The sequence below is a fragment of the Nocardia exalbida NBRC 100660 genome (assembly GCF_000308575.1).
GTDB lineage: Bacteria > Actinomycetota > Actinomycetes > Mycobacteriales > Mycobacteriaceae > Nocardia > Nocardia exalbida.
On record NZ_BAFZ01000157.1, the window covers coordinates 12,191 to 32,777 of the forward strand.

General features: G+C 71.9%; 9 protein-coding genes and 1 pseudogene. 3 read left to right on the forward strand and 7 right to left on the reverse strand.

Going from position 1 to position 20,587, the window contains the following annotated elements; all coding sequences use genetic code 11:
- The first annotated feature begins 4 nt into the window (after positions 1-4).
- On the forward strand, positions 5-784 hold the full coding sequence (locus ON29_RS30545; RefSeq protein WP_040871644.1) for an alpha/beta fold hydrolase: 780 nt from the start codon (positions 5-7) through the stop codon (positions 782-784).
- 53 nt (positions 785-837) lie between these two features.
- Here ON29_RS30545 and ON29_RS30550 read toward each other — a convergent pair whose 3' ends face one another.
- On the reverse strand, positions 838-2,628 hold the full coding sequence (locus tag ON29_RS30550) for a hydroxysqualene dehydroxylase (RefSeq protein WP_040871646.1): 1,791 nt from the start codon (positions 2,626-2,628) through the stop codon (positions 838-840).
- On the reverse strand, positions 2,621-4,033 hold the full coding sequence (locus ON29_RS30555) for an NAD(P)/FAD-dependent oxidoreductase (RefSeq protein ID WP_063825390.1): 1,413 nt from the start codon (positions 4,031-4,033) through the stop codon (positions 2,621-2,623). Before ON29_RS30555 ends, ON29_RS30550 begins: the two co-directional genes overlap by 8 nt.
- A 159-nt stretch (positions 4,034-4,192) precedes the next feature.
- On the opposite strand from ON29_RS30555, the gene ON29_RS30560 reads away from it, so the two are divergent.
- Both ON29_RS30560 and ON29_RS30565 read left to right on the forward strand, forming a co-directional pair.
- Positions 4,193-4,837, forward strand: a complete 645-nt coding sequence (locus ON29_RS30560) for a TetR/AcrR family transcriptional regulator (protein ID WP_040871647.1) — start codon at positions 4,193-4,195, stop codon at positions 4,835-4,837.
- Positions 4,838-4,883: 46 nt separating this feature from the next.
- On the forward strand, positions 4,884-5,882 hold the full coding sequence (locus ON29_RS30565) for a Gfo/Idh/MocA family protein (RefSeq protein ID WP_040871648.1): 999 nt from the start codon (positions 4,884-4,886) through the stop codon (positions 5,880-5,882).
- Here the strand turns inward: ON29_RS30565 and ON29_RS30570 are convergent.
- The 5 genes and pseudogenes from ON29_RS30570 to ON29_RS37985 all read right to left on the reverse strand — a co-directional run.
- On the reverse strand, positions 5,865-7,106 hold the full coding sequence (locus tag ON29_RS30570; protein WP_245549262.1) for a glycosyltransferase: 1,242 nt from the start codon (positions 7,104-7,106) through the stop codon (positions 5,865-5,867). The genes ON29_RS30565 and ON29_RS30570 overlap by 18 nt on opposite strands.
- On the reverse strand, positions 7,103-8,197 hold the full coding sequence (locus tag ON29_RS30575) for an alpha/beta hydrolase (RefSeq protein ID WP_051175778.1): 1,095 nt from the start codon (positions 8,195-8,197) through the stop codon (positions 7,103-7,105). Before ON29_RS30575 ends, ON29_RS30570 begins: the two co-directional genes overlap by 4 nt.
- On the reverse strand, positions 8,197-10,446 hold the full coding sequence (locus ON29_RS30580; RefSeq protein ID WP_040871672.1) for a thioester reductase domain-containing protein: 2,250 nt from the start codon (positions 10,444-10,446) through the stop codon (positions 8,197-8,199). Before ON29_RS30580 ends, ON29_RS30575 begins: the two co-directional genes overlap by 1 nt.
- Positions 10,447-10,469: 23 nt before the next feature.
- Positions 10,470-18,512: an HAD-IIIC family phosphatase gene (locus tag ON29_RS34145; RefSeq protein WP_444543625.1), complete on the reverse strand. Its 8,043-nt coding sequence runs from the start codon at positions 18,510-18,512 to the stop codon at positions 10,470-10,472.
- 87 nt (positions 18,513-18,599) lie between these two features.
- A pseudogene (locus tag ON29_RS37985) lies at positions 18,600-20,543 on the reverse strand (AMP-binding protein); the annotation flags it as partial.
- Between the last annotated feature and the right edge of the window lie 44 nt (positions 20,544-20,587).

Sequence of the window (20,587 nt, forward strand, 5' to 3'; positions counted from 1 at the left end):
GCCAATGCCCAGCAAGCCCCCGCTCGTTCTTCTGCACGGTGTCACGATGTCCGAACGGGTGTGGGACGACGTCACCCCCTTGCTCGCCGCCCGGCACGAGGTGATCACGCCCACCGCACTCGGCCATCGGGGCGGGCCGCCCGCCCTGCGGCGCCCGGCGCGGGTCGAGCATCTGGTGGACGACATCGAGCAGCGGCTCGACGCGCTGGGGCTGCGCCGGGTGCACGTCGCGGGCAATTCGCTGGGTGGCTGGGTGGCGATCGAATTGGCCCGTCGCGGTCGAGCCGAGTCCGTCTGCGCGCTCTCACCGGCGGGGTTCTGGGAAGCCGGGGACGGAAGCCGGTCGGCCGCGACCCGCCGCATCGCCCGGGAGGCGGTCACCGGGCGGCTGCTGGGTTTTCTCGCCCCGTTGGCGCTGCGCAGTGCGGCGGCCCGGCGAATCGCTCTGCGCAACATCGCCGTGCACGGTGATCGCATCAGCTCGGCGCAGGCCCTGACCTGCTTACGCGACCTGCTGGGATGCACCGTCACCGCCGATCTGCTCGGCACCGACGAGCAGATCGCCGCGCTCGACCCGTTGCCGTGCCCGGTCACGGTGGCCTGGTCGGAACACGATCGTGTTCTTCCCGAACACGTCCACGGGCCGATCGCCCGGACGCGGCTGCCCGAGGCCGTGTTCGCCATCCTGCCCGACACCGGTCACGTTCCGATGATCGATGACCCGCGGCTGGTGGCACAGACGATCCTGACCACCACCAGCGTCACCACCGCTGAGGCGCCCTAGGCCTTGCGCGTTCCGCGGCGTAGCGCCCACGGGACGGCGACGGGCTCGCCCGGTCACACGTCGAGCAGGTGCGGCAATCCGGCGCGATACCGATCGGCGTCGATGCGTTTCCACGGTTCGAAGACCGGCAGGGACGCCAGCGGGAAGACCGGTACCCGGGGGGCCGGGTCGTCGGCGGCGTCGAGGATCGCGTTGGTGGCGGCGCGCCCGGATTCGTTGGCGCCCTCCATCGTGGCGAGGTCGATGTGGTTGCGTACGTGATCGCCGCCGAAGAACAAGTTCGGAACGGCGCAGTGGGCCTGCGGCCGGTGGTCGTAGGAGCCGACGGTGTTGACCAGCAGCGGAGTCTCGTTGTGCACGCCGTTCGCGGTCCAGGTGACTCCGGGGTCCAGATGCCAGGAGCGGATGTCCTCGGGACGCAGCCATCCCGTCCCGGTGTTGAGCCACTCCGTGAGCTGTGTCCACACCTCTTCGGCGATCTCCTGCGCGGAGCATTGTTTGGCGGGCCGGTGGAAGCGGATGCCGGGGGAGTCCCAGTCGGAGATGTCCACCGAAAGGCATTCGCGCACCGTACCGTCGCCGTAACGGGTGGCGAAGTCGCCGACCCACATGGGCGCTTGGCGCAAGGCGGTGAGCGCCCACGGGGAGCCGAGGGCGGCGATATGGCCTTCCGGCAACTCGGTGGGGTTGGCGAGGTAGTACTGGATACCGACCATCCAGTCGGTCCGCAGCTCCCGCATGCCCGCCAGATGCGGGTCGGCGTCGAGGATGTCGTCGGTCAGCAGCGTGACCGCCTTGTCCACCGGCATCGCGCACAGATACCAGTCCGCGGTGACCACGGTGGAGCGGCCGCCGGGATCCGTCAGTGTCGCCGAGGCGATCCGGCCGTCGCGAAGCTCCAGCCGTGTCGCCCGCAGGCCCGGCACGAATTGCACGCCCCGCGACCGCAGATATGTGACCCAGGGGTCGATCCACGCTTCGTTGGTGGGACGGTTGAGAATACGGTCGATACCGGCGGAGTACTGCGGGATCGCCCCGGTCCCCGCCAGCACCAGGGCCTCCCCGATGGTGCCGATCGTGCGCGCCGAACTCAGCTGGGGTTTGGCCGCCACGGTGATCCGGGTGAGGGCGCTGACCAGGTATTCGCGATAAGCCGGTGACTTGCCTTCGGCGCGCAGGATCTGCTCCCACGTCACGTATTCCCACTGCCCGAAACGCCGTTCGGTGCAAGAGGTGAACCAGACGGACATCTGTTTGGCGAAGAATGCGAGCTCGGCCGGTGGCAGTTCCGGAATGAAGCCGAACGCGCCGATCAGCGTGCTCTGCAACCGCTGCGGGTTGATCTGGTCGAGGCCCCCGAATTCGACCGGCGCGTAGATCGGCGGCCTGCCTCGGAAACCGGCGACGGTGCCCTCGACGCGGACGAGGTTGCCCGCGACGCCATCGGGATTGCCGGGGAAGGGAATGCGCCGCATGGTGTCCGGAAGGTTCTGATAGCAGCCGGGAAAGAACCGGAAGCCGTGCTCGCCGGGCAGGTCCGAACGGCCGTCGGTGCCGGTGCCCGGCACACCCATGCTGCGCGCCTTACCGCCGAGGAACGCCGGTTCGTACACGGTGACCGCGTATCCCCGTTCGATCAGTTCGTGGGCCGCCGACAGCCCGGCGACGCCACCGCCGAGCACCGCGACCGATTTTCCTCCGGTGCGCAGCGCGGGCGTTCGGCGTGGTCCGGGCGGTGCGGCGTGCGCCGGGGCGGCGGTGAGGGCCAGTCCGGCCGCGAGCGTGCCGCGCAACAGGTCGCGGCGGGTGAGGTCGATGGTCGGCCGAGGACGCGGGTCATGCATGTCGATCTCCTGAAGATGCCGCGAGAACGCGCCGCGGCGGCCGGGACTGGGTGGCGTCGGAGGGGTCGGGGCGCGTGAAGGCGCACGCTTCCCTCCGTTCGGAGACTGTGTCGCGGCATTCGTCCACCAGATTCGCCAGGACCGGCCAGGGGGCGCGCCACGATGCGCGCAATGCTCCCGCCGTGAGCGCCGCCGCGCGTGCGGGAGTGAAGACGTCTTCGGGAGCCACGGTGCGCGAGAAGATCTCGGTGACCGCGTCGGCGAGCGCGGGGTCGGCCGCGGCCCTGCGGTAGAGCTCGATTTCCAAGGGACGCATCGCCGTACCCCGGGCCAGCCGATTGGTCCACTGGTAGACGCTCAGGCATTCGTGATCGCGCGACCGTTCCCACGCGGCCAAGGCGGTGTCGAGGTGCTCTGTGTCGTCGAGGGCCGCGGCGGCCAGTTCGCCGAGCAACCGGCCGTAGCGCAAGGCATCCCGGATGCCTTGCGCCGTCACCGGATCCTTGAAATGGCCCGCGTCCCCCGGCAGCGCCCAGCCCGGCCCGGTCGAGCGCCGGAAGTAGGACGCCAGTCCGGTGGCCGAACGCACCCGCCCGACGCGGCGGCAATCACGCAGGCGCAGTTGAAGTCCGGGCAGGCGCTCGATCGCCTCCTGATACCTGCGCTCGGCGCGCCCGCCACCCGGTTCGGCGGGCCGCGCGGGCGGCTGGACGAGGCTCAGCAGCAAGCCGTCGTCGCAGGGGAACGCGGTGCCGAGATCGGGACCGTTTCGCCATTGGGCCGCGATGTGCCGCTGGTCGGCCGCGCCGTCGTGCCAGTAGGCGAACAAGCAGTCCCGTCCGCTCGGTGCGGACAGTCGGGGCCGGGTGGCGCCGACGAGCCGGGCCACCGTACTGCGGCGGCCGTCCGCCCCGACGACCAGGCGGGCACGCACCTCGTGTTCGCCGCTTCCGTCGGAATAGCGAACGCCGGCGCAGCGATCCCCCGACCACAGCAGATCGGTGACCCGCGCGCCCTCGCGGATTCGTGCTCCCGCGTCCACGGCGGTGGCCACGAGCGCGGCGTCCAGCCCGGTCCGCCGCACGCACATCGCGTAGTCGACACCGTCCGCCGGCGTGAAGGACGACCGGACCGCATAGCCGCCGGCGTCGGCGAAGGCCGTGGTCAGCGGGGGCGCGCCGAGCCGGAGGACGCGGTCGAGGGCGCCCGTGCGATGCAGTTCGGCCAGGCCGCCGGGCCACAGCAGGTGCGTCGAGAGGGTGTCGGAGGGAAAGCGCGCCGAGTCCAGCGCGAGCACGTCGCGCCCGGCTCGCGCCAACGCGATGGCGGTCGCGGAGCCCGCGCACCGCGCGCCCACCACGACCACGTCGGTGTTCTCGATTGCCGGGGGAGAAGAACCGCGCATGCCCGAACACCTCGGTCACATAGTCTCGGACACTGTGTCCGATCGATGGTGAGCGGTGGGTGCCCGAATGTCAATATCGGTGCCGTGTCGGCAGAATGGGGGAACGCACCCGACCGGCACAGCCGAGCACGCGGCCACCGCGCCGCAGAGAGGACCCGGATGCCCTCGCTGACCCGTGTCCCCAGAAACGCACGCAAACCGGTCGACGATCGGCGCGCGGACTTCGAGCGACGCGTCCTCGCCGCAGTGGAGGAGCTGCTCGCCGACGGCACGCCCTACACCGAGATCGCCGTCCACCGGATCGCCGCCGCCTCGCAGTCGGCGAGGTCGACGTTCTACCGGTATTTCCCGGACAAGAGCCGGCTGCTGATCCGCATGGCCGAATTGGCCACCGCGGATCTGTTCGAGGCCGCCGAGCGCTGGTGGATCACCGAGCACACCGGGCGGCAGGCCGGTGTGGTGGCGGCCGTGCGCACCATGATCGCGGGGTTCCGCGAGCACCGGTCGCTGCTGCTGGCGCTGAGCGAAGTCGCCGCATACGACCGCGACGTCGGCGCGTATTGGCGCGGCCGGGTCGCCTCGTTCGTGGCGGTGGTGCGATCGCGGCTGGAGACCGACCGCGCCGCGGGCCGGATCAGTCCGGCGATCGATCCGCAGGCCACCGCCGTCGTGCTGACCTCGATGGTGGAACGCGCGATCGCGGTGAGCTTCTCCTCCGGCTCCGGGGTCACCGACGACGCGCTGGCGGAGGCGCTGGGCCGGGCGATCTGGTTGACGGTGTACGGCGACGCCCCGTCGGGCTGACGGAACACCCGGCGGCACAAGCGGATCCATTGCTACAGTCGCGCCCATGACACAATCCGGACAGCCCCTGCGGATCGGCATCCTGGGCGCCGCCCGCATCGCGCCCGCCGCCGTCGTGCGACCCGCCGGGGCGAACGCGGACACGGTGGTCGCCGCCGTGGCTGCCCGCGAGCCGGAACGCGGGCGGGCGTTCGCGCGCGAACACGGCATCACGCAGGTCTTCGACAGCTATGCCGCGCTGATCGCCGCGCCCGACATCGACGCGGTCTACAACCCGCTGCCGAACGGTCTGCACGGCCGGTGGACGAAGGAGGCGCTCGCCGCGGGCAAGCACGTGCTGTGCGAGAAGCCGTTCACCGCCAACGCCGCCGAGGCCGAGCAGATCGCGGCACTGGCCGCGACGTCGGACCGGGTGGTCATGGAGGCCTTCCACTACCGCTACCACCCGATGACCAGGCGGGCCGAGGAGATCATCGCCTCCGGCGAACTGGGCGAGCTGGTGCGGGTGGACACCGCGATGTGTTTTCCGCTGCCGCGATTCTCCGACATCCGCTACGACTACGCCCTCGCGGGCGGGGCGCTGATGGACGCAGGCTGCTACGCGGTGCACATGGCCCGGGTCTTCGGCGGCGAGAACCCGGAGGTCGTCGCGGCCACCGCGAAGTTGCGCGGCCCGCACATCGACCGCGCGATGAGCGCCGAACTGCGCTTCCCCTCCGGGCACACCGGGCGGGTGCGCTGCTCGATGTGGTCGTCGGACCTGCTGCGCATCGGGGCGCGCGTGCTGGGCGAACGCGGTGAACTGCGGTTGCTCAATCCGGTGGCGCCGCAACTGCCGCGCAGGCTGTCGGTGCGTTCGCAGGGCGGCAGGCGCACGGAGAAGCTCTCGCGCCGCAGCACCTACGCCTATCAGCTCGACGCCTTCGTCGCGGCGGTGCGGCACGGGGAGCCGGTGCTCACCTCCGCCCAGGACGCGGTGGCGACGATGACCGTCATCGATGCGATCTACGCGGCCGCGGGCCTGCCGTTACGGCAACCGGCCTGACGCGGCGGCCGCGATCGCCTCGGTGTAGACCGCCACCAGTCGTTCGGTGAACCGCGACTGCAGGGTCCGGCCCGCGTGGCGTGCCAAGACCTGGCGCATGGCGGCGAGCCGGTCCGGCTGAGCCGCCAGCAGCCGCAGCGCTTCGGCGAGCGCGGCCGTCGAGGCGTCACGGGCCCGGAATTCGCCGCCCTCGGGCACGGTTTCGGTGACGTCGGGGTCGCAGTGCAGCACGGGAAGACCCACCGCGACCGCCTCGAGCAGCACCATGCCTTGCGTGTCACACCCGGCGGAGGGGAACAGCAGCACATCGTGGGCACGCATGGCCGCCAAGCACTGCGCCTGGCTCACCTCGCCGTGCAGCCGAACCCGCTCGTGCAGCCCGAGCCGGTCGACGGCCGCGCGCAGGCGCGCATCCAACGCTCCCGCACCGTAGATGTCGAGGGTGCAGCCCTCGGCCCGGTGCACCGCCTCGATGGTGTCCAGCGGCCGCTTCTCCGCCGAGAACCTGCCGCACCACAGCACGCGCAGCAACGGATCCCGGCCACGGGGCCGCTCGGGAAGGGCGCGTACCAGATCGTCGTCGACTCCGTTGGAGACCACGTGCATCGGCCGGTCCACCCCGTGCGCGGCCAACCGCTGGGCGAAATGCCGTGTCGGCACGACGACGTGGTCGGCGGCCCGTGCCTGCGCGACCAGCGGCCGCCAGGCGTGGCGTGCCGTGCGGCTTTCCGCCGACTTCGGCATCGTCCCGCGCAGGCCGAGGAAGCTGCCGTGCAGCACGCGCATGCTGAGCGCGGCGAGATAGGGGAACGGGGAATTGCGTTCGATGAAGGAGTCGTCGCGGCTGTGCATGGACTGCACCGCGGGAAGGCCGTGGCGGCGCGCGGCGCGCAATCCGGCGATGCCCGCTCCGTAGGTGGTCTGCGCGTGCACGACATCGAAACCGCGCTCGGCGAACACCGCGTCGATGAGGCGGGCATTCTTTGTGGTCGGCAGGGCGACCGGATAGCCGTTCACGGCCAATCCGGCCGTGGTGGCGAGCACGACGATCCCGGGATCCGGCGGTACGGGATCCGGCGGGGGGATGGTGAACACGGTGACGCGATGCCCCAGCCGTTCCAAGGCCGTGCGCTGCGCGCGCATCGAGGTCTGGATTCCCCCGAGGGTGGCCGGATGGAAGTCCGCGAACATCGCGATGCGCAACGAGCGGTTGTCCGCGCTCACACGGTGCCCCGTCCGGCCGCGGAAGGCACACAGCCGTCGAGGAATTCGAGGATGTGCCCGTACACGTCCAGCGCGGCGCCGCGACCGAGGAAGGTGTCGAGGTGGCCGTAGGAAGGGATCTCGATGTAGCGCACGTCCAGCCCGGGGTGGCGGGTGGTGAGCACGTCGTGGCACAGCTTGTTGGAGTCGAGCCAGACCTCGTTGCGGCTGCCCGACAACAGCAGCACCGGGCAATCGATCCGGTCGGCGTGGTCGAGGGCGTTCTCCGGCAGCACGCGGTAGCGGTCGTCGTTGTCGTTCCAGCGTTGCACCGCGTGCGCCAGCTCCATCCGCCGCAGCTGGGGCAGCACATGAACCGGGATCGGCCCGAACAATTCCGCCAAACGGTCGTGAGTGCGCGGATCGAGGTGGTCGTGGACGAACAGCTGCGCGCCCATGCCCCAGCTGCCGTGCACCATCCGGCAGGTGGGGTCGGTGCATTCCCCTTTCCGGGTGAGCAGGGCGTAGAGCAGCGTTTTGCGCGACCACAGCCCGACTCTGCGGAAGTCGGACTCGAGGTGGTAGACGCGGGAGCCGAGCAGTTCGCCACCCACGAGCACGCGCATCCGCACCGCGTTGCTCACTTTCGGGGTGAGGAACACGCCCTGGGCCACGACGCCGGCCAATCCGGGCAGCAGTCCCGCGGCCATGCTCATCGACAGCGCCAAGGCCCCGACGCAGTGCGCGACCACGAACAGCGGCCGGTCGCCTATGCGCAGGCGGATCTCCTCGACGGCTCCGGGGATGTCGTAGAGCGCCACGTCGTCGAAGCTGAAACGCGGCCCGGAGGCGTTGTAGGGCAGACGGGAGCTGCCGCGCCAGTCCAGCAGCCACGGTTGGTATCCCGCGTCGAGCAGCGCGTCGACGACCGTGCGGATCTCCGGCGCCAGGAACATCTCCGAGGAGACGCCGTGGCCGTGGACCAGCAGGACCGCGGGCCGGTCGGCCTCGGCGGCCACGACGCGGCGCAAACCCAGGCGCAGGCCGTCGGCGGCACGGAACGGGATCTCCTCCAGCGCCGGGGCGGCACCGGGCCGGATCGGGGTGAGCATCAGCGCGACTCCTTCGCGTTCCGGCGCAGATCCAGCAGCTCGGTGCCCACGCGTAACGCCGGTTCCAGCAGGCCCTTACCGAGCTGGGATCCGAACCAGCTCAGCCACAACAGTTTCGCGGTCCGCCGCTGGCGCTCGGACAATCGCGGATCGACCTGGATGCCGTCGATCTGATCGCGCAGGTAGGTCTCCAGCGGCACGGCGACTTCACCGGTGAGGCTCGCCGGTTCGCCCTCGCGGCCGAGTTCCACGGTCAGCGTGCGCGCCTGCCTGATGAGGGTGCGGCGCGGCTCGGCGTATTTGTAACCGGACAGCCACCACCGCCCGCCGTCGGCGTCGCGCAGCGACAGCCGGTAGTGCATCAGCGGATGCCGCAGTCCGTGCCGGATCGGGATGCCGTCGTGCGGGCGCACCGACAGCACACCGGACACGGTGAGGGGTTCGTCGTGCAGGCGTGCGCACCGTAGTTCGCCACCGACATCGACCGTGCGCCCGGCCACCAGCTGGTGGGTGCTCGCGATGGACAAGCGCAGATTCAGGGTGCAGGACGTGTCGGCCGCCGCGTCGACGGCTCCGAGGGTGCCGGCCAGAGTTTCCGCGAACCACAGATACGGTGCGTCCTGCGGCTGCGGCAGCCGGGCCAGACCGGTGCCCGCGAGCATTTCCAGCGTCTTGCGTTGCGACTGCGCGCCGTAGCGGACCGGCTGGGGCAGGTTGTGGGCGCGCAGGAAGGCGCGGGTTCGGTCGTCGGTGGCGGCGGGGACGGAGGCCATCGTCTCCAGCGGGTGGCGCGCGACCGGGCTCTGCAACACCTGCGCCAGCGATTCCAGCTCCGGGACCGGCTCGGTGCGGATCCGTTCCACCACCTCGTCACACCAGGCGGCCCAATGCTGCACCCGCATGTCCATGCCGATCGCCGCCGACTCGCCGAGCATCTGCTCCAGCGTGGTCGGCGTGCCGGTGAGATGGTAGTTGTGGCCCCACGCCCCCGGCGCGCACACGATGGCCGCCGCGACCTTGCTGACCCAATCCACCGGGGCGACATGGAGATTGCGCAGCGCGGGGACGGTGCCGAACCGCGACAGCGCCGCGATGATGCCGCTGTTGAGGTCGCGGGGGTTGTGCGCCCCGGTCTCCCGGTGTCCGCCGATTCCGCCGGGTCGCAGCACCGTGACCAGCAGTCCGTGCTCGCGCGCCCGCCGCATCACCGCCTCGGCCGCCCACTTCGTCCGGTCGTAGCCGATCACGAGCTTGCCGATATTCGCCACCGGATCGTCCTCGCCCATCGAGGCGATGCCGAGTTCGTTGAACACCGCGATCGAGGAGATGTGGTGCAGCGGTTTCGGTCTGCCGGTCGCGGCCAGCCGGGCGAGGGTCAGCGGGCCGAGCACGTTGCCGCGGCGCAGGGATCGGTAGCCGCGCAGGAAGTCCACCGCGGCGCCGACGTTGACGATCGCGTCGACCTCGTCCGCCAGCGCGGTCCAGCGTTGCTCGGACAGGCCGAGGTTCGGCTCCCGCAGGTCGCCGGTCAGCACCGTCACCCGCCTGCGCACCTCCGGTGACCACGGCAGCAGGAACCGCGTCAGCGCGGCGGCCAGCCGGTCCAGGCCGTCGGTCTCGTCCCGCGCGCGAACCAGGCAGACGATGTGGGCGTCGCTGCCGCGCAACAGGTCCAGCAGCAGATGGCTGCCGAGGAAACCGGTGGCGCCGGTGAGCAGCACACGGCGTGGGACCACCCGCTCCGGCGGGTCGGCCAGCGGTAACCGGTCGGCTCCGGCGACATCGGACATCAGCTGCGCGAACTCGTCGTCCACGGAATTGGACGCCGGCGTGATGGTCTCGTGGTCCCTGGCGTCCGGACCGGTGCCCAGCCAGCGCCGCGCGAGCCTGCGCGGACGCGCGTCGGCGAACACGTCGTCCAACTCCAGGTGCACGTCGAGCTCGCGGGCGAGCGCCGCCACGAACTGCACCGCCGCGACGGAGGTGGCGCCGCCGTCGAAGAAATCCGTGTCCGGGCCGACGGTTTCGGCGGTGAATCGGTTCGCCACCTGGGTGACCGCCGCCGTGAGCGACTCCGGATCCCACTGTCCGCGCCGTTCGATCGCCGCCGTGGCGGGGGGTGTGTCGCCACCCGCGCGGGCGAGCAACGCGGACACGTCCAGGCCGCCACCGCGCTCGATGGCCTCGGCGAGGTCGCGCCGGTCGGCTCGCTCGAGACGCGGCGGGTGCTCGCCGTTCGGACTGCGCACGGGAAACTCCTTGTCGGCCATGGTCATCGCGCCCAGGACCGGAACGTCCGCAGGCGATCGGGCGGCACCTCGACGTCGAGCCGCTCGTCATCGGTGGCGCCACCGCCGAGCGCGGCGGCCAACCGGCGGGCGGGCACGTTGCGCTCGGTGCGGTGGACGGTCATGCGCACCGTCGCGCAACCCAGCGCGGCCGCGCGGTCGGCCAGCCAGCCCAGCAGGTGTTCCTCGACGCCGCGGCCGAGGGCGCGGCAGCTGAGATGCCATCCGCGCACACCCAGCGCGGTCCCCTCGGCGCGCAGCGCGAGCACGGCGATCGTTCCGTAGTCGCCGAACCGGTCGCGCGCCGCCGCGGTCCACACCTCGCCGTCCTCCTGCCAGCGGTCGACATCCTGCTCGGTGCTCGGGCCCAGAACGAATTGGCTGGTGCGCCGGATCAGCTGAACGGCGCGCGCCCGGCTCCGGCCGGAGAGCCGCTCGACGGTCACCACCAGGTGCAGACTCTCGAGGAACCGCGCGAAGTCCAGTTGTTCGCGGGCCAGGTCGCGTTCGTGTTCCCGCCGGTAGAACTCCGCCCGCTCGGCGTCCTCCGCGGTCACCGCCACCGGCGTCACCGGCCACAACCGGGTCAGGAAGGCCTCCAGTTCCTCGATCGGCGGACAGGTCACCGCGAGCACTTCCGGCAGACGGGAACGCATCTTCGCGATCTCCACCGGGTTGTCGTCGAGATAGACCACGTCGTCGGATGCCAGACGCAAGGTGCGCGCGGCCTCCTCGAGCCGATCGGCCTTGCTGTCCCATCCGGTGGAAACGATGGCGAAGTCCGCGGCGCGCAGCGGACTGTCCGGACGGTCCAGGACCGCGTGCACGGAATCGTCGTCGTTGTTGCTGATCAGCACCAGCAGGGTGCCCGCGGCACGCCACTGCCGCAGCCGCCGCGCCAGCGTGATCCGCGGCGGGTCGAAGGTGACCGCCGCGGGCCCGATTTCGCCCACGACGCCGCTCCACAAGGTGTCGTCGCCGTCCACGGCGATGACTTTCGGGGCGGGCAGCAACGCCACGCGCGCGACGGCGGCGAGCGTCAGCGCCACCGCCGCCTGGAACTCCTCGGTGAACGGCAGGTGCGCCAGCGCGTCGGTCTGCTCGTCGAAACGGTGCGCCACCGGGTGGTCACGGGTCCAGTCGGCTTCGGTGAGGACCGCGACGCCGGGAATCTCCCGCAGCCGTTCGGCGGTCAGCCGCTCCCACCGCAGCAGACGCTCGTCGAGGTCGGGGGCGGGAAGCAGGCCGACGATGATCGGCACCCGGGCACGCTCGGCGGCCTCCCGGACGGCGGCGGGGTACTGCGCCGCCAGTTCGGCGAGCGAGTCGTCGGTGAGCGGACCGAATCGCTCCAGGTCCGCCGCTCGCAGCAGCACGATGCCCAGAGCGGTCGACGGCTGGGCGAAGACCCCGGACGGGTCGCGCAATCCGGCCAGGACGTGATGGTAGGGCGCTTCGAGCACCGTCAGCCCGTCCGCGCCGTGGGCATGCGCCGCCGCGCTGTACAGATCCGGCAGCTTCCCCAGCGCGAACGTGGCCCCGAACGCGACGCCTCGCGGTGTGTCGGTGCGCGGTGGGCGCGCCGGCAGCCCGGAGTGCTCGACCACCTCGCCGAGCAGTGCCAGGTAGTCCTGCCCGAGACGGGTGCAGGTCGCGTCGTCGATGATGTCGGCGTTGTAGGTGAACCAGACCTGATCCGCGTCGGCCAGCACGGCCACCATGAGGTCGAGATCGGAGTACCCGGTCCCCACCGGAACCAGGTCCGCGCGGTGGACGGCGGAATTGGCCCGCAGATAGTTGAAGTACACCTCGACCAGCGGCGCGTTGTCCCGGTACAGGCCCTCCGCGGCGAGCGTGGTGAGCACGTCGGAGAAACCCGCTCCGGGCACCAGCAGCCGACGCAGCCGGTCGCCGGTCCGGCGCAGCAGGTCATCGATCGACTCGCCGGGCTCGACGGTCGCCGGATAGGGCACCGGCACACCGAAATAGCCGACGGCTGTCGGCGCGTCGGCGTGGATGCGGGTGTCCACCGGGACGGCGAGCGCGAAACGATCGGTGTCCTGGCGCCGAGCCAGCAGCACCGTCAGCGTGCCGAGGAACAACGCCGCCGGCGTGATGCCCAGCTCCCGGGCCCGCCGCGCCGCGCGGTCCTGCAGCCCCGCGGGCAGTTCCAGCAGCACCTCCCCGGCTCGGTGACTGCGCTGCGCGGGCCGGGCGCGGGCGAGGGTGAGGTCGAGGCGGCGGCAGCCGGCGAACTCCCTGCGCCATGCGGGATCGGGCTCGGCCTGCGGTGCCTGCGCGGCGAGCAGATCGTGGATGTCCTTGTTGGACAGGATTTCCGGGTGGTCCGCGCCGGACAGCTCGGCACCGATCTCCCCGGCGACCAGCATCATCGATTGAACATCGCACATGCCGTGGTGGGCACCGAAGATCAGTGTCTGTTCGCCGGACTCGGACGTCAGCAGTTCGAACCGCCACAGCGGCCCCCGCGCCAGGTCGAACGGTTCGCGCATCAATTCACGGAACCGGGTGCGCGCGACGGCGTCGTCGAGCCGGTCGACGGCCGAACTGCGCAGCAGCGGCCCGCCCGGCCGCGACCGCACCTGCAGCCGGGTGCCGTGCTCGTCGCTGGGCACGATCACCGTGCGCAGCGCGGCGTGGCGTCCGGCGAGGCGGGCGAGCATCGCCTCCGCTTCGGCGTGGCCGATCGCCCTGGGCAGGCGCATGGCCAGCCCGCCGGTCTGGGCGACACTCGGAATGCCCTGCTGGGCGGTGCGCAGCAGCCGCATCAGGTCTCGGGTGACGGGCAGGGTGACGACCTCGGGGACGTCCTGCTCGGCCGGACGCGCGGCAGGTACGGCGGTGTCCGTGTGCGCCGCCTCGGCGACGAGGTATTCGGCCAGCGCGGCCGCGCTCTGGTTGGCGAGGATCTCGCCGAGCGGGACCAGGATGCCGGTATCGTCGCGCAACCGGTTGCGCAGTTCCACCGCCATCAGCGAATCCATGCCCAGCCCTTGGAACGACCGGTCCGGTGCGATGGCGTCCGCACCGGTATGCCCCAGCACGTCGGCGGCGACGCGCGCGACCACGTCCACCGCGACCGCGGTCGCCTCACCGGGCGGCAATCCGCGCAGCCGCTCGGCGAAGCGCGACCGTACCGACGGGTCGGCGACGTCGCGGTGCGCGGCGGTGCGGCGCGCGGGCGGACGGATCAGCCCGCGCAGCAGCAACGGAACGTATGGCGCGCGCCGCATCGCGTCGGCATCGATCCGCATCGGCGCCAGCACCGGCTCGGCCCGCCGCAGCGCCGCGTCGAACGCGGCCAAACCGTCCCGCGCGCTGAGCGGGCGCATGCCGGAGCGTTCCATGCGACGGATGTCCGCCGCCGCCATCACCTCGTGCATGTCCAGGCTCCACGGCCCCCACGCCAGCGACTGCGCGGTGCGCCCTCGGGCGACGCGGTGGGTGGCGAGGGCATCGAGGTAGGCGTTGGCGGCGGCGTAGTTCGCCTGACCGGGATTGCCGAGGACGCCCGCCACGGACGAGAACAGCACGAAGCACGACAGGTCCATGCCCGCGGTCAGCTCGTGCAGGTGATGCGCCGCGTCGACCTTCGGCCGCAGTACCGCGGCGAGCCGGTCGGGAGTCAGCGAGCCCAGCGTGCCGTCGTCGAGCACCATCGCGGCGTGGACGACGCCGCTGAGCGTGTGTCCGCGCAGCACCTCGGCCAGCGCGGCGCGATCGGCCACGTCGCAGCGGGCGAAGACGACGTCCGCTCCGAGACCGGTGAGGTCGGCGCGCAACTCGCCGGCACCGGGACCGTCGGCGCCCCGGCGGCTGACCAGCAGCAGCTTGCCGACCCCGTGGGCTCGCACCAGATGCCGGGCCAGCAGCGAGCCGAGCCGTCCCGGCGCTCCGGTGACGAGCACGTACCCGTCGCCGAACTGCACGCTGCCCGGCGCGGCCTCGGCCATGGGCGCTCGCGCGAGCCGCGGCGCGGACAGGGCGCCGTCGCGCACGAGAACCTGTGCCGCCCCGCAGGCCAGGACGGTCGCGATATCGACCTCGGCGTCGGCGCTGTCGACCAGCACGATGCGATCCGGGTTCTCCGACTGCGCCGCCCGCGCCAGGCCCCAGACCGCCGCTCCCGCGGTGTTCGGGACGTCCTCGCCGGGCAACGCCATGGCCCGGCGGGTGCGCACGACGATGGTCGCGGCCGTCAGGCGCGGATCGTCCAGTGCCGCCTGCAAGGCTTCGAGCGTGCGCCGGACCGCGGCGTGCACGGCGTCGATCGAATCACCCTCGGCGACATCGATGAGCACCGCCTCCGGCGCCGGATCGTGCGGGCCGAGCAGCGACCAGGGCACGGCGTCGACCGGCCGCACCGCCGTCGGCGCCGCGAGCGCTGACCACTCCGGCCGGAACAATGTGCGATGCGCGGCGGACAGCGCCCCGTCGAGCACCTGCGCGGCGGGCGCGGGCCGCAGGATCAGCGACCGCACCGACACGACCGGGCGGCCGGTGTGATCGTTCGCCAGGACACGCACCCCGTCCGAGCCGTCACGGGTGATCCTGACGCGCAACGCCGTCGCGCCGGAGGCATGCAAGCTCACCCCGGCCCAGGCGAACGGCAGCAGCGCTGAACCACTGTCGTCCGCGCCCAGCAGTAGCGCCGCGTGGAGGGCGGAGTCGAGCAACGCGGGATGGATCTCGAACCGCGCGGCGTCGCCGTGCGCGGATTCCGGAAGCGCCACCTCGGCGAAGACTTCCTCCCCGCGCCGCCACGCCGCGCGCACCGACCGGAACAGCGGCCCGTACCGGTGCCCGCGATCGGACAGCCGCGCGTACATGTCGGCCACGTCCACGGCCGTCGCAGCCGCCGGAGGCCACTGCGCGGTGTCGCCGCCGATGGTCTCGGCTCCATGCGTCGCCGCCAGCACCCCCCGGGCGTGCAACGTCCACGAGGTGTCGAGATCGCGTTCGAGGCGGGAGTGGATCGACACCGGGTGGTCACCGTCGGGGCCGGCGTCGGCGACCACCACTTGGATCTGCACCGCGGCATCCTGCGCGAGCATCAGCGGCGCGTGGAGCACGAGTTCGCGCACGTGTCCGGCGGCCACCTCGTCACCGGCGCGGACCGCGAGCTCGACCAGCCCGGTCCCGGGCAGGACGACCGCGGCGGGCGCGGCGTGCTCGGCCAGCCACGGATGCGTTCGCAGGGAGATCCGGCCGGTCAGCGTCACGCCGCCGGAATCGGGGTGCGGCACGACCGCGCCGACGAAAGGATGACCCGCGGGCCGCAACCCCAGTGCCGCCGCGTCCTCGGACACCGACTCGGTCCAGAACCGCCGCCGGTCGAAGGCGTAGGTCGGCAGCTCGACGCTGCCGCGCGCGGGCACCAGGCGTGACCAGTCCAGGTCGCGGCCCGCCACCCAGAGCGCGGCCTGGGCGCGGGCCAGACTGCGTGGCCCGTCCTCGTCGCGCACCAGCGAACCGACCGCCACGACCTCGCCACCGATGTCCTCCGCGACCGCCCGCACCGCCGTGGTCAGCAGCGGATGCACACCGAGCTCGACGAAATACCGGAACCCGTCGCCGATCATGCGCTCGATCGTGCTGGCGAACCGGACCGGTTCGCGCGCGTTGCGGTACCAGTAGCCGCCGTCGGCGGAGTCGTCCACCATCTGTTCGCCGAGCACGGTGGAGTACCACGCGACGTCCGGTGGAGCGGCGCTCAACCCGGTGAGTTCGTCCAGCAGTCGCTGCCGGATCGGTTCCAGCAGCGCCGAATGCCCCGCCAGCGCCGGTCCCGCGGCCAGCATCCGCACCTCGACCTGGTCGTCCCGCAGTGCACGCACCAGTGTCTCCACCGCCTGGCGGGCTCCCGCCACGATCGTCGAGCCGGGCACATTGATCGCCGCGACCGACACCGCCTCGTCGGCCGCCAAGCGTTCCGCGAGCCGGTGCGCGGGCAGGCCGACCATCGCCATCGCGCCTTCCTCGGTGATGCCCGCCATCAGGCGGCTGCGGGCCACGACCACGCGGGCGGCGTCGTCGAGGCTCAGCGCGCCCGCGACGTAGGCCGCGGCGATCTCGCCCTGGCTGTGCCCGATCACGGCATCCGGTGTGACGCCCGCGTCCCGCCAGGTGGCCGCGAGCGCCGCCATGGTCGCGAACAGCAGTGGTTGCACGAGGGTGAAGTCGCCGAGTTGCGCCGCGGTGAAGGTGAACAGCCCGGTCGCCAGCGACCATCCGGTGCGGTGCCGGAACGCTTCGTCGCAGCGGGCGAACTCGGCGCGGAACACCTCCGACCGGGCCAGCATGTCGCGCGCCATCCCCGCCCACTGCACGCCTTGCCCGGGGAAGACGAACGCCGTCTTGCCCGCGGTGAGCGCCGCGTCCGTGGCGGCCACGACATCGGGCGCTGCCCGTTCCTCGACCAGATCGCCCAGGCCGGACAGCATTTCGTCGCGTGTGCCCGCGACCACGACAGCGCGCCATTCGAACGGTGTGCGCTGCAACGCCAGCGAGCGCGACACCGGGGCGGGGTCCAGCGCGGGGTCGCCGGTGACGTGCCCGAGCAGGCGACGCGCCTGACCGTGCAGCGAGGCCCGGTTGCGGGCCGAGATCGGCAGCAGCGCGACCCGGCGGTCGTCCGCAGTGTCGTCGAACGAGCCGGAGGCTTCGTCGACGGCGGGCGGGTCCTCGAGGATCAGGTGGGCGTTGGTTCCGCTGAGCCCGAACGCGCTGACGCCCGCGCGGCGCGGCCGGGCGCCCCGAGGCCATGGTGCCGAATCGGTGTGCACGACCAAACCGCTACCGGCCCAGTCGATGTGCGATGTGGGCGGCCCGTCGTGGGCCATCCCCGGTATCCGCTCGTGCTGTAGCCCGAGAACCAGCTTGATGACCCCGCCGATCCCCGCCGCGGCCTGGGTGTGGCCCACATTGGACTTCAGCGAGCCCACGCCGAGCGGGCGCCCGGGTTCGCGTCCGGGACCGAAGACGCGCGCCAGGGCGCGGGCTTCGATCGGATCGCCGAGGGCGGTGCCGGTGCCGTGCGCTTCGACGTAGTCCACGTCCGCGGGCGTCAGCCCGGCCGAGCGCAACGCCGCCTTGATGACCTGCTCCTGCGCGAAACCGTTGGGAGCGCTGATGCCTTGGCTGCGGCCGTCCTGGTTGACCGCGGAGCCGCGGAACACCGCGAGCACCCGGTCGCCGTCGCGCCGGGCGTCGTCGAGCCGCTTCAGCAGCACCAGCCCGGCGCCCTCGGCCCACACCGTGCCGTCCGCCCCCGCCGAGAACGGCGCGCACCGCCCCGACGGCGACAGCACACCGAGTTTGCACAGTTCCACGTGCGCGGTCGGGCTCATCAGCAGCGTGGTGCCGCCGGCCAGGGCCAGATCGCATTCGCCCGCGCGCAACGCCTGCGCGGCCAGGTGCATGGCGACGATCGAGGAGGAGCACGCGGTGTCGAGGGTGACGGCCGGACCGTGCAATCCGAGTGTGTACGCGATCCGTCCGGATGCCACGGCCGGCGCCAGCCCGGTGCCGACCTGCCCGTTCAACTGCTGCGGCGCCGGGTCGGCGAGATAGCCGGTGCTGTACACCCCGAAATAGACACCGGTCATGCTGCCCTGCAACCGCCTGGGGTCGCGACCGGACCGTTCGATCGCCTCCCAGCTCAGTTCCAGCATGAGCCGCTGCTGCGGGTCCATCACCGCCGCCTCACGCGGGCCGATACCGAAGAACGCGGCGTCGAACTCGTCCACCTGAGTGAGGTATCCGCCGCGGAAGGTGTACGCCTTGCCCTCGGCGGCCGGATCCGGGTCGTAGAGCCCGTCGACGCTCCAGCGCCCGGGCGGCACCTCGGACAGGCCGTCGCGTCCCTCGTCCAGCAGGCGCCACAGCGATTCCGGATCGTCGGCGCCGCCGGGGAAACGACATGCCATCGCGATGATCGCGATGGCATCGTCGGTGCGCCCGGACGGGACGGGCGTGGCTTCGGTGCCGGTGCGTGCCTGCGCCAGGAGAGGCACGGCGGCGGGGTCGCTGTCGGTGCGCGGTCGGTCCGGGACGGGCGCGGACCCTGCTTCGGCGGGGTGCAGCGCCGCCACCACTTGCGCGACGGTGGGGTGCTCGAAGAACAGGTTGGTGTCCAGGGTCCGCCCGACCTGGTCGGACAGCTCCACGACGAGTTCGACCAGATCGGCGGAGCCGAGGCCGAATTCGACCAGCGGCCGGTGCACGTCGATGCGCGCCGGATCGAGATACGCCAGCCGGGCGATGATGTCCACCAGTCGGCTCCGCATGGCTTCGGCGCTCATCACCGCACCGCCCGGTGCGGGAGGCGGGACGCCGATCTCGTCGAATTCGCCTCGGAGGGACAGCAACGGGGACAACGCGTCGTCGAGATAAGCGGCGCGGCAGGCTTGCCGCTGCACCTTGCCACTGCTGGTCTTGAGCAGGGCGCCGGGCCGGATCAAGACCACCGATCGCAGCGTGAGTCCGTGCTCCGCGCCGATCGCCGCGCGGATCGCGTCCTCGGCGTCGGCGAGTTCGGCCGGATCCTCGGTGCGTACCTCCGCGACCACCACGGGCAGTTCCCCGTCGAGGCCCTCGTCCACGGAGAACGCCGCGACGCAGCCCGCGCGCACGGTGTCGTGCGCGGTTTCGGCCGTCAGCTCCAGATCCTGCGGGTAGTGGTTCTTGCCGTCGATGATCAGCAGATCCTTGCGCCTGCCCGTGACGAACAGCTCACCGCCGGACACGAAACCCAGATCCCCGGTACGCAGGAAAGCGCGATCATCGTTGCCGAGCCGGGCGTGGAAGGTCTCGGCGGTGGCCGCTTCGTTGCCGAAATATCCGGCGGCGACACTGGTCCCGGACACCCAGATCTCGCCCTCGGTGCCATCGGCGCACTCCGTGCGGCGCTCGGGGTCGGCGATGACGATCGACAGCCCTTCGGCCGGGCGTCCCACGCCGGCCAGCTCGGAGCGCCCGGGCGGCAGGACCACCGTCGGGGGCGCGCCGAGTTCAGCGGCGCTGACGATGAGCGTCGCCTCGGCCAAGCCGTAGACCGGCTGGAACGATTCGGCCCGGAATCCGGCGCTCGCGAAGCTGTCGGCGAACCGGCGCACGGTGGCCGGGCGCACCGTCTCCGAGCCGTTGAACGCTACCTTCCAGCCGCGCAGGTCGAGCCGGTCGATCTGCGCGGAGCTCATCCGGCGCAGGCACAGTTCGTAGCCGAAGTTGGGACCGCCGCTGGTGTGCGCGCCGAACTCCGAGACCGCCTGCGGCCAGCGTTCGGGGCGTTGCAGAAAGTGCCGGGGAGACATCAGCACCGCGTTCGCGCCGACGAACATCGTCTGCAGCACCGGCGCGATGAGCCCCATATCGTGGTACATCGGCAGCCAGCTGACGAACAGCGCGTCGGTGAGCGAGGCCAGCAGCTCCGGCGTATGGCCCAGTGCCGTGGCGATGGCACGCTCGTTGTGCAGCAGGTTCGCGTGGGTGACCACGACGCCGCGGGGCGCGCTGGTGGAACCCGAGGTGTATTGCAGGAAGGCGACCGAGTCCGGGCCGACGGCGGGCTGTCGCCACGCCGCGGCCGCGTCGTCGGGGATCTCGTCGGTCGCCAGCCACGTGAGCGCACCCAGCTCGGGAACGTCCGCGACCGCCGCGGTCGAGTCGAGGCGGACCTGGCCGGTGGTGAGCACCGCGCCGACGTCGGCATCGGTGACCATGTGCCGCAACCGCCGCAGCGACCGGGCGTCCAGTTGCGGCAGTGGCGCGGGCACGGCGACGACGTTCGCGGCCAGGCAGCCGAAAAAGGCCGCGATGAAATCCAATCCCGACGGATACAGCAGCAGGGCCCGGCGGATGCCGCCGTCTTGCAGCGTGGCGGCGATGGCCCGCGCCCGGGCCGATACGGCGGCGTAGGTGATCTCGTCGATGGCGCCGTCGGCGTCACCGGTGCGCAGGAAGCGGTACGCCGTGGTGCCGGTCAGGGTCTCGCCGCGGGCGAGCAGGACATCGACGAACGAACGGTAATCGGTCATGCGGTAACAACCTTCGGAACTCGACTGTCACGGTGGTCGTGCGC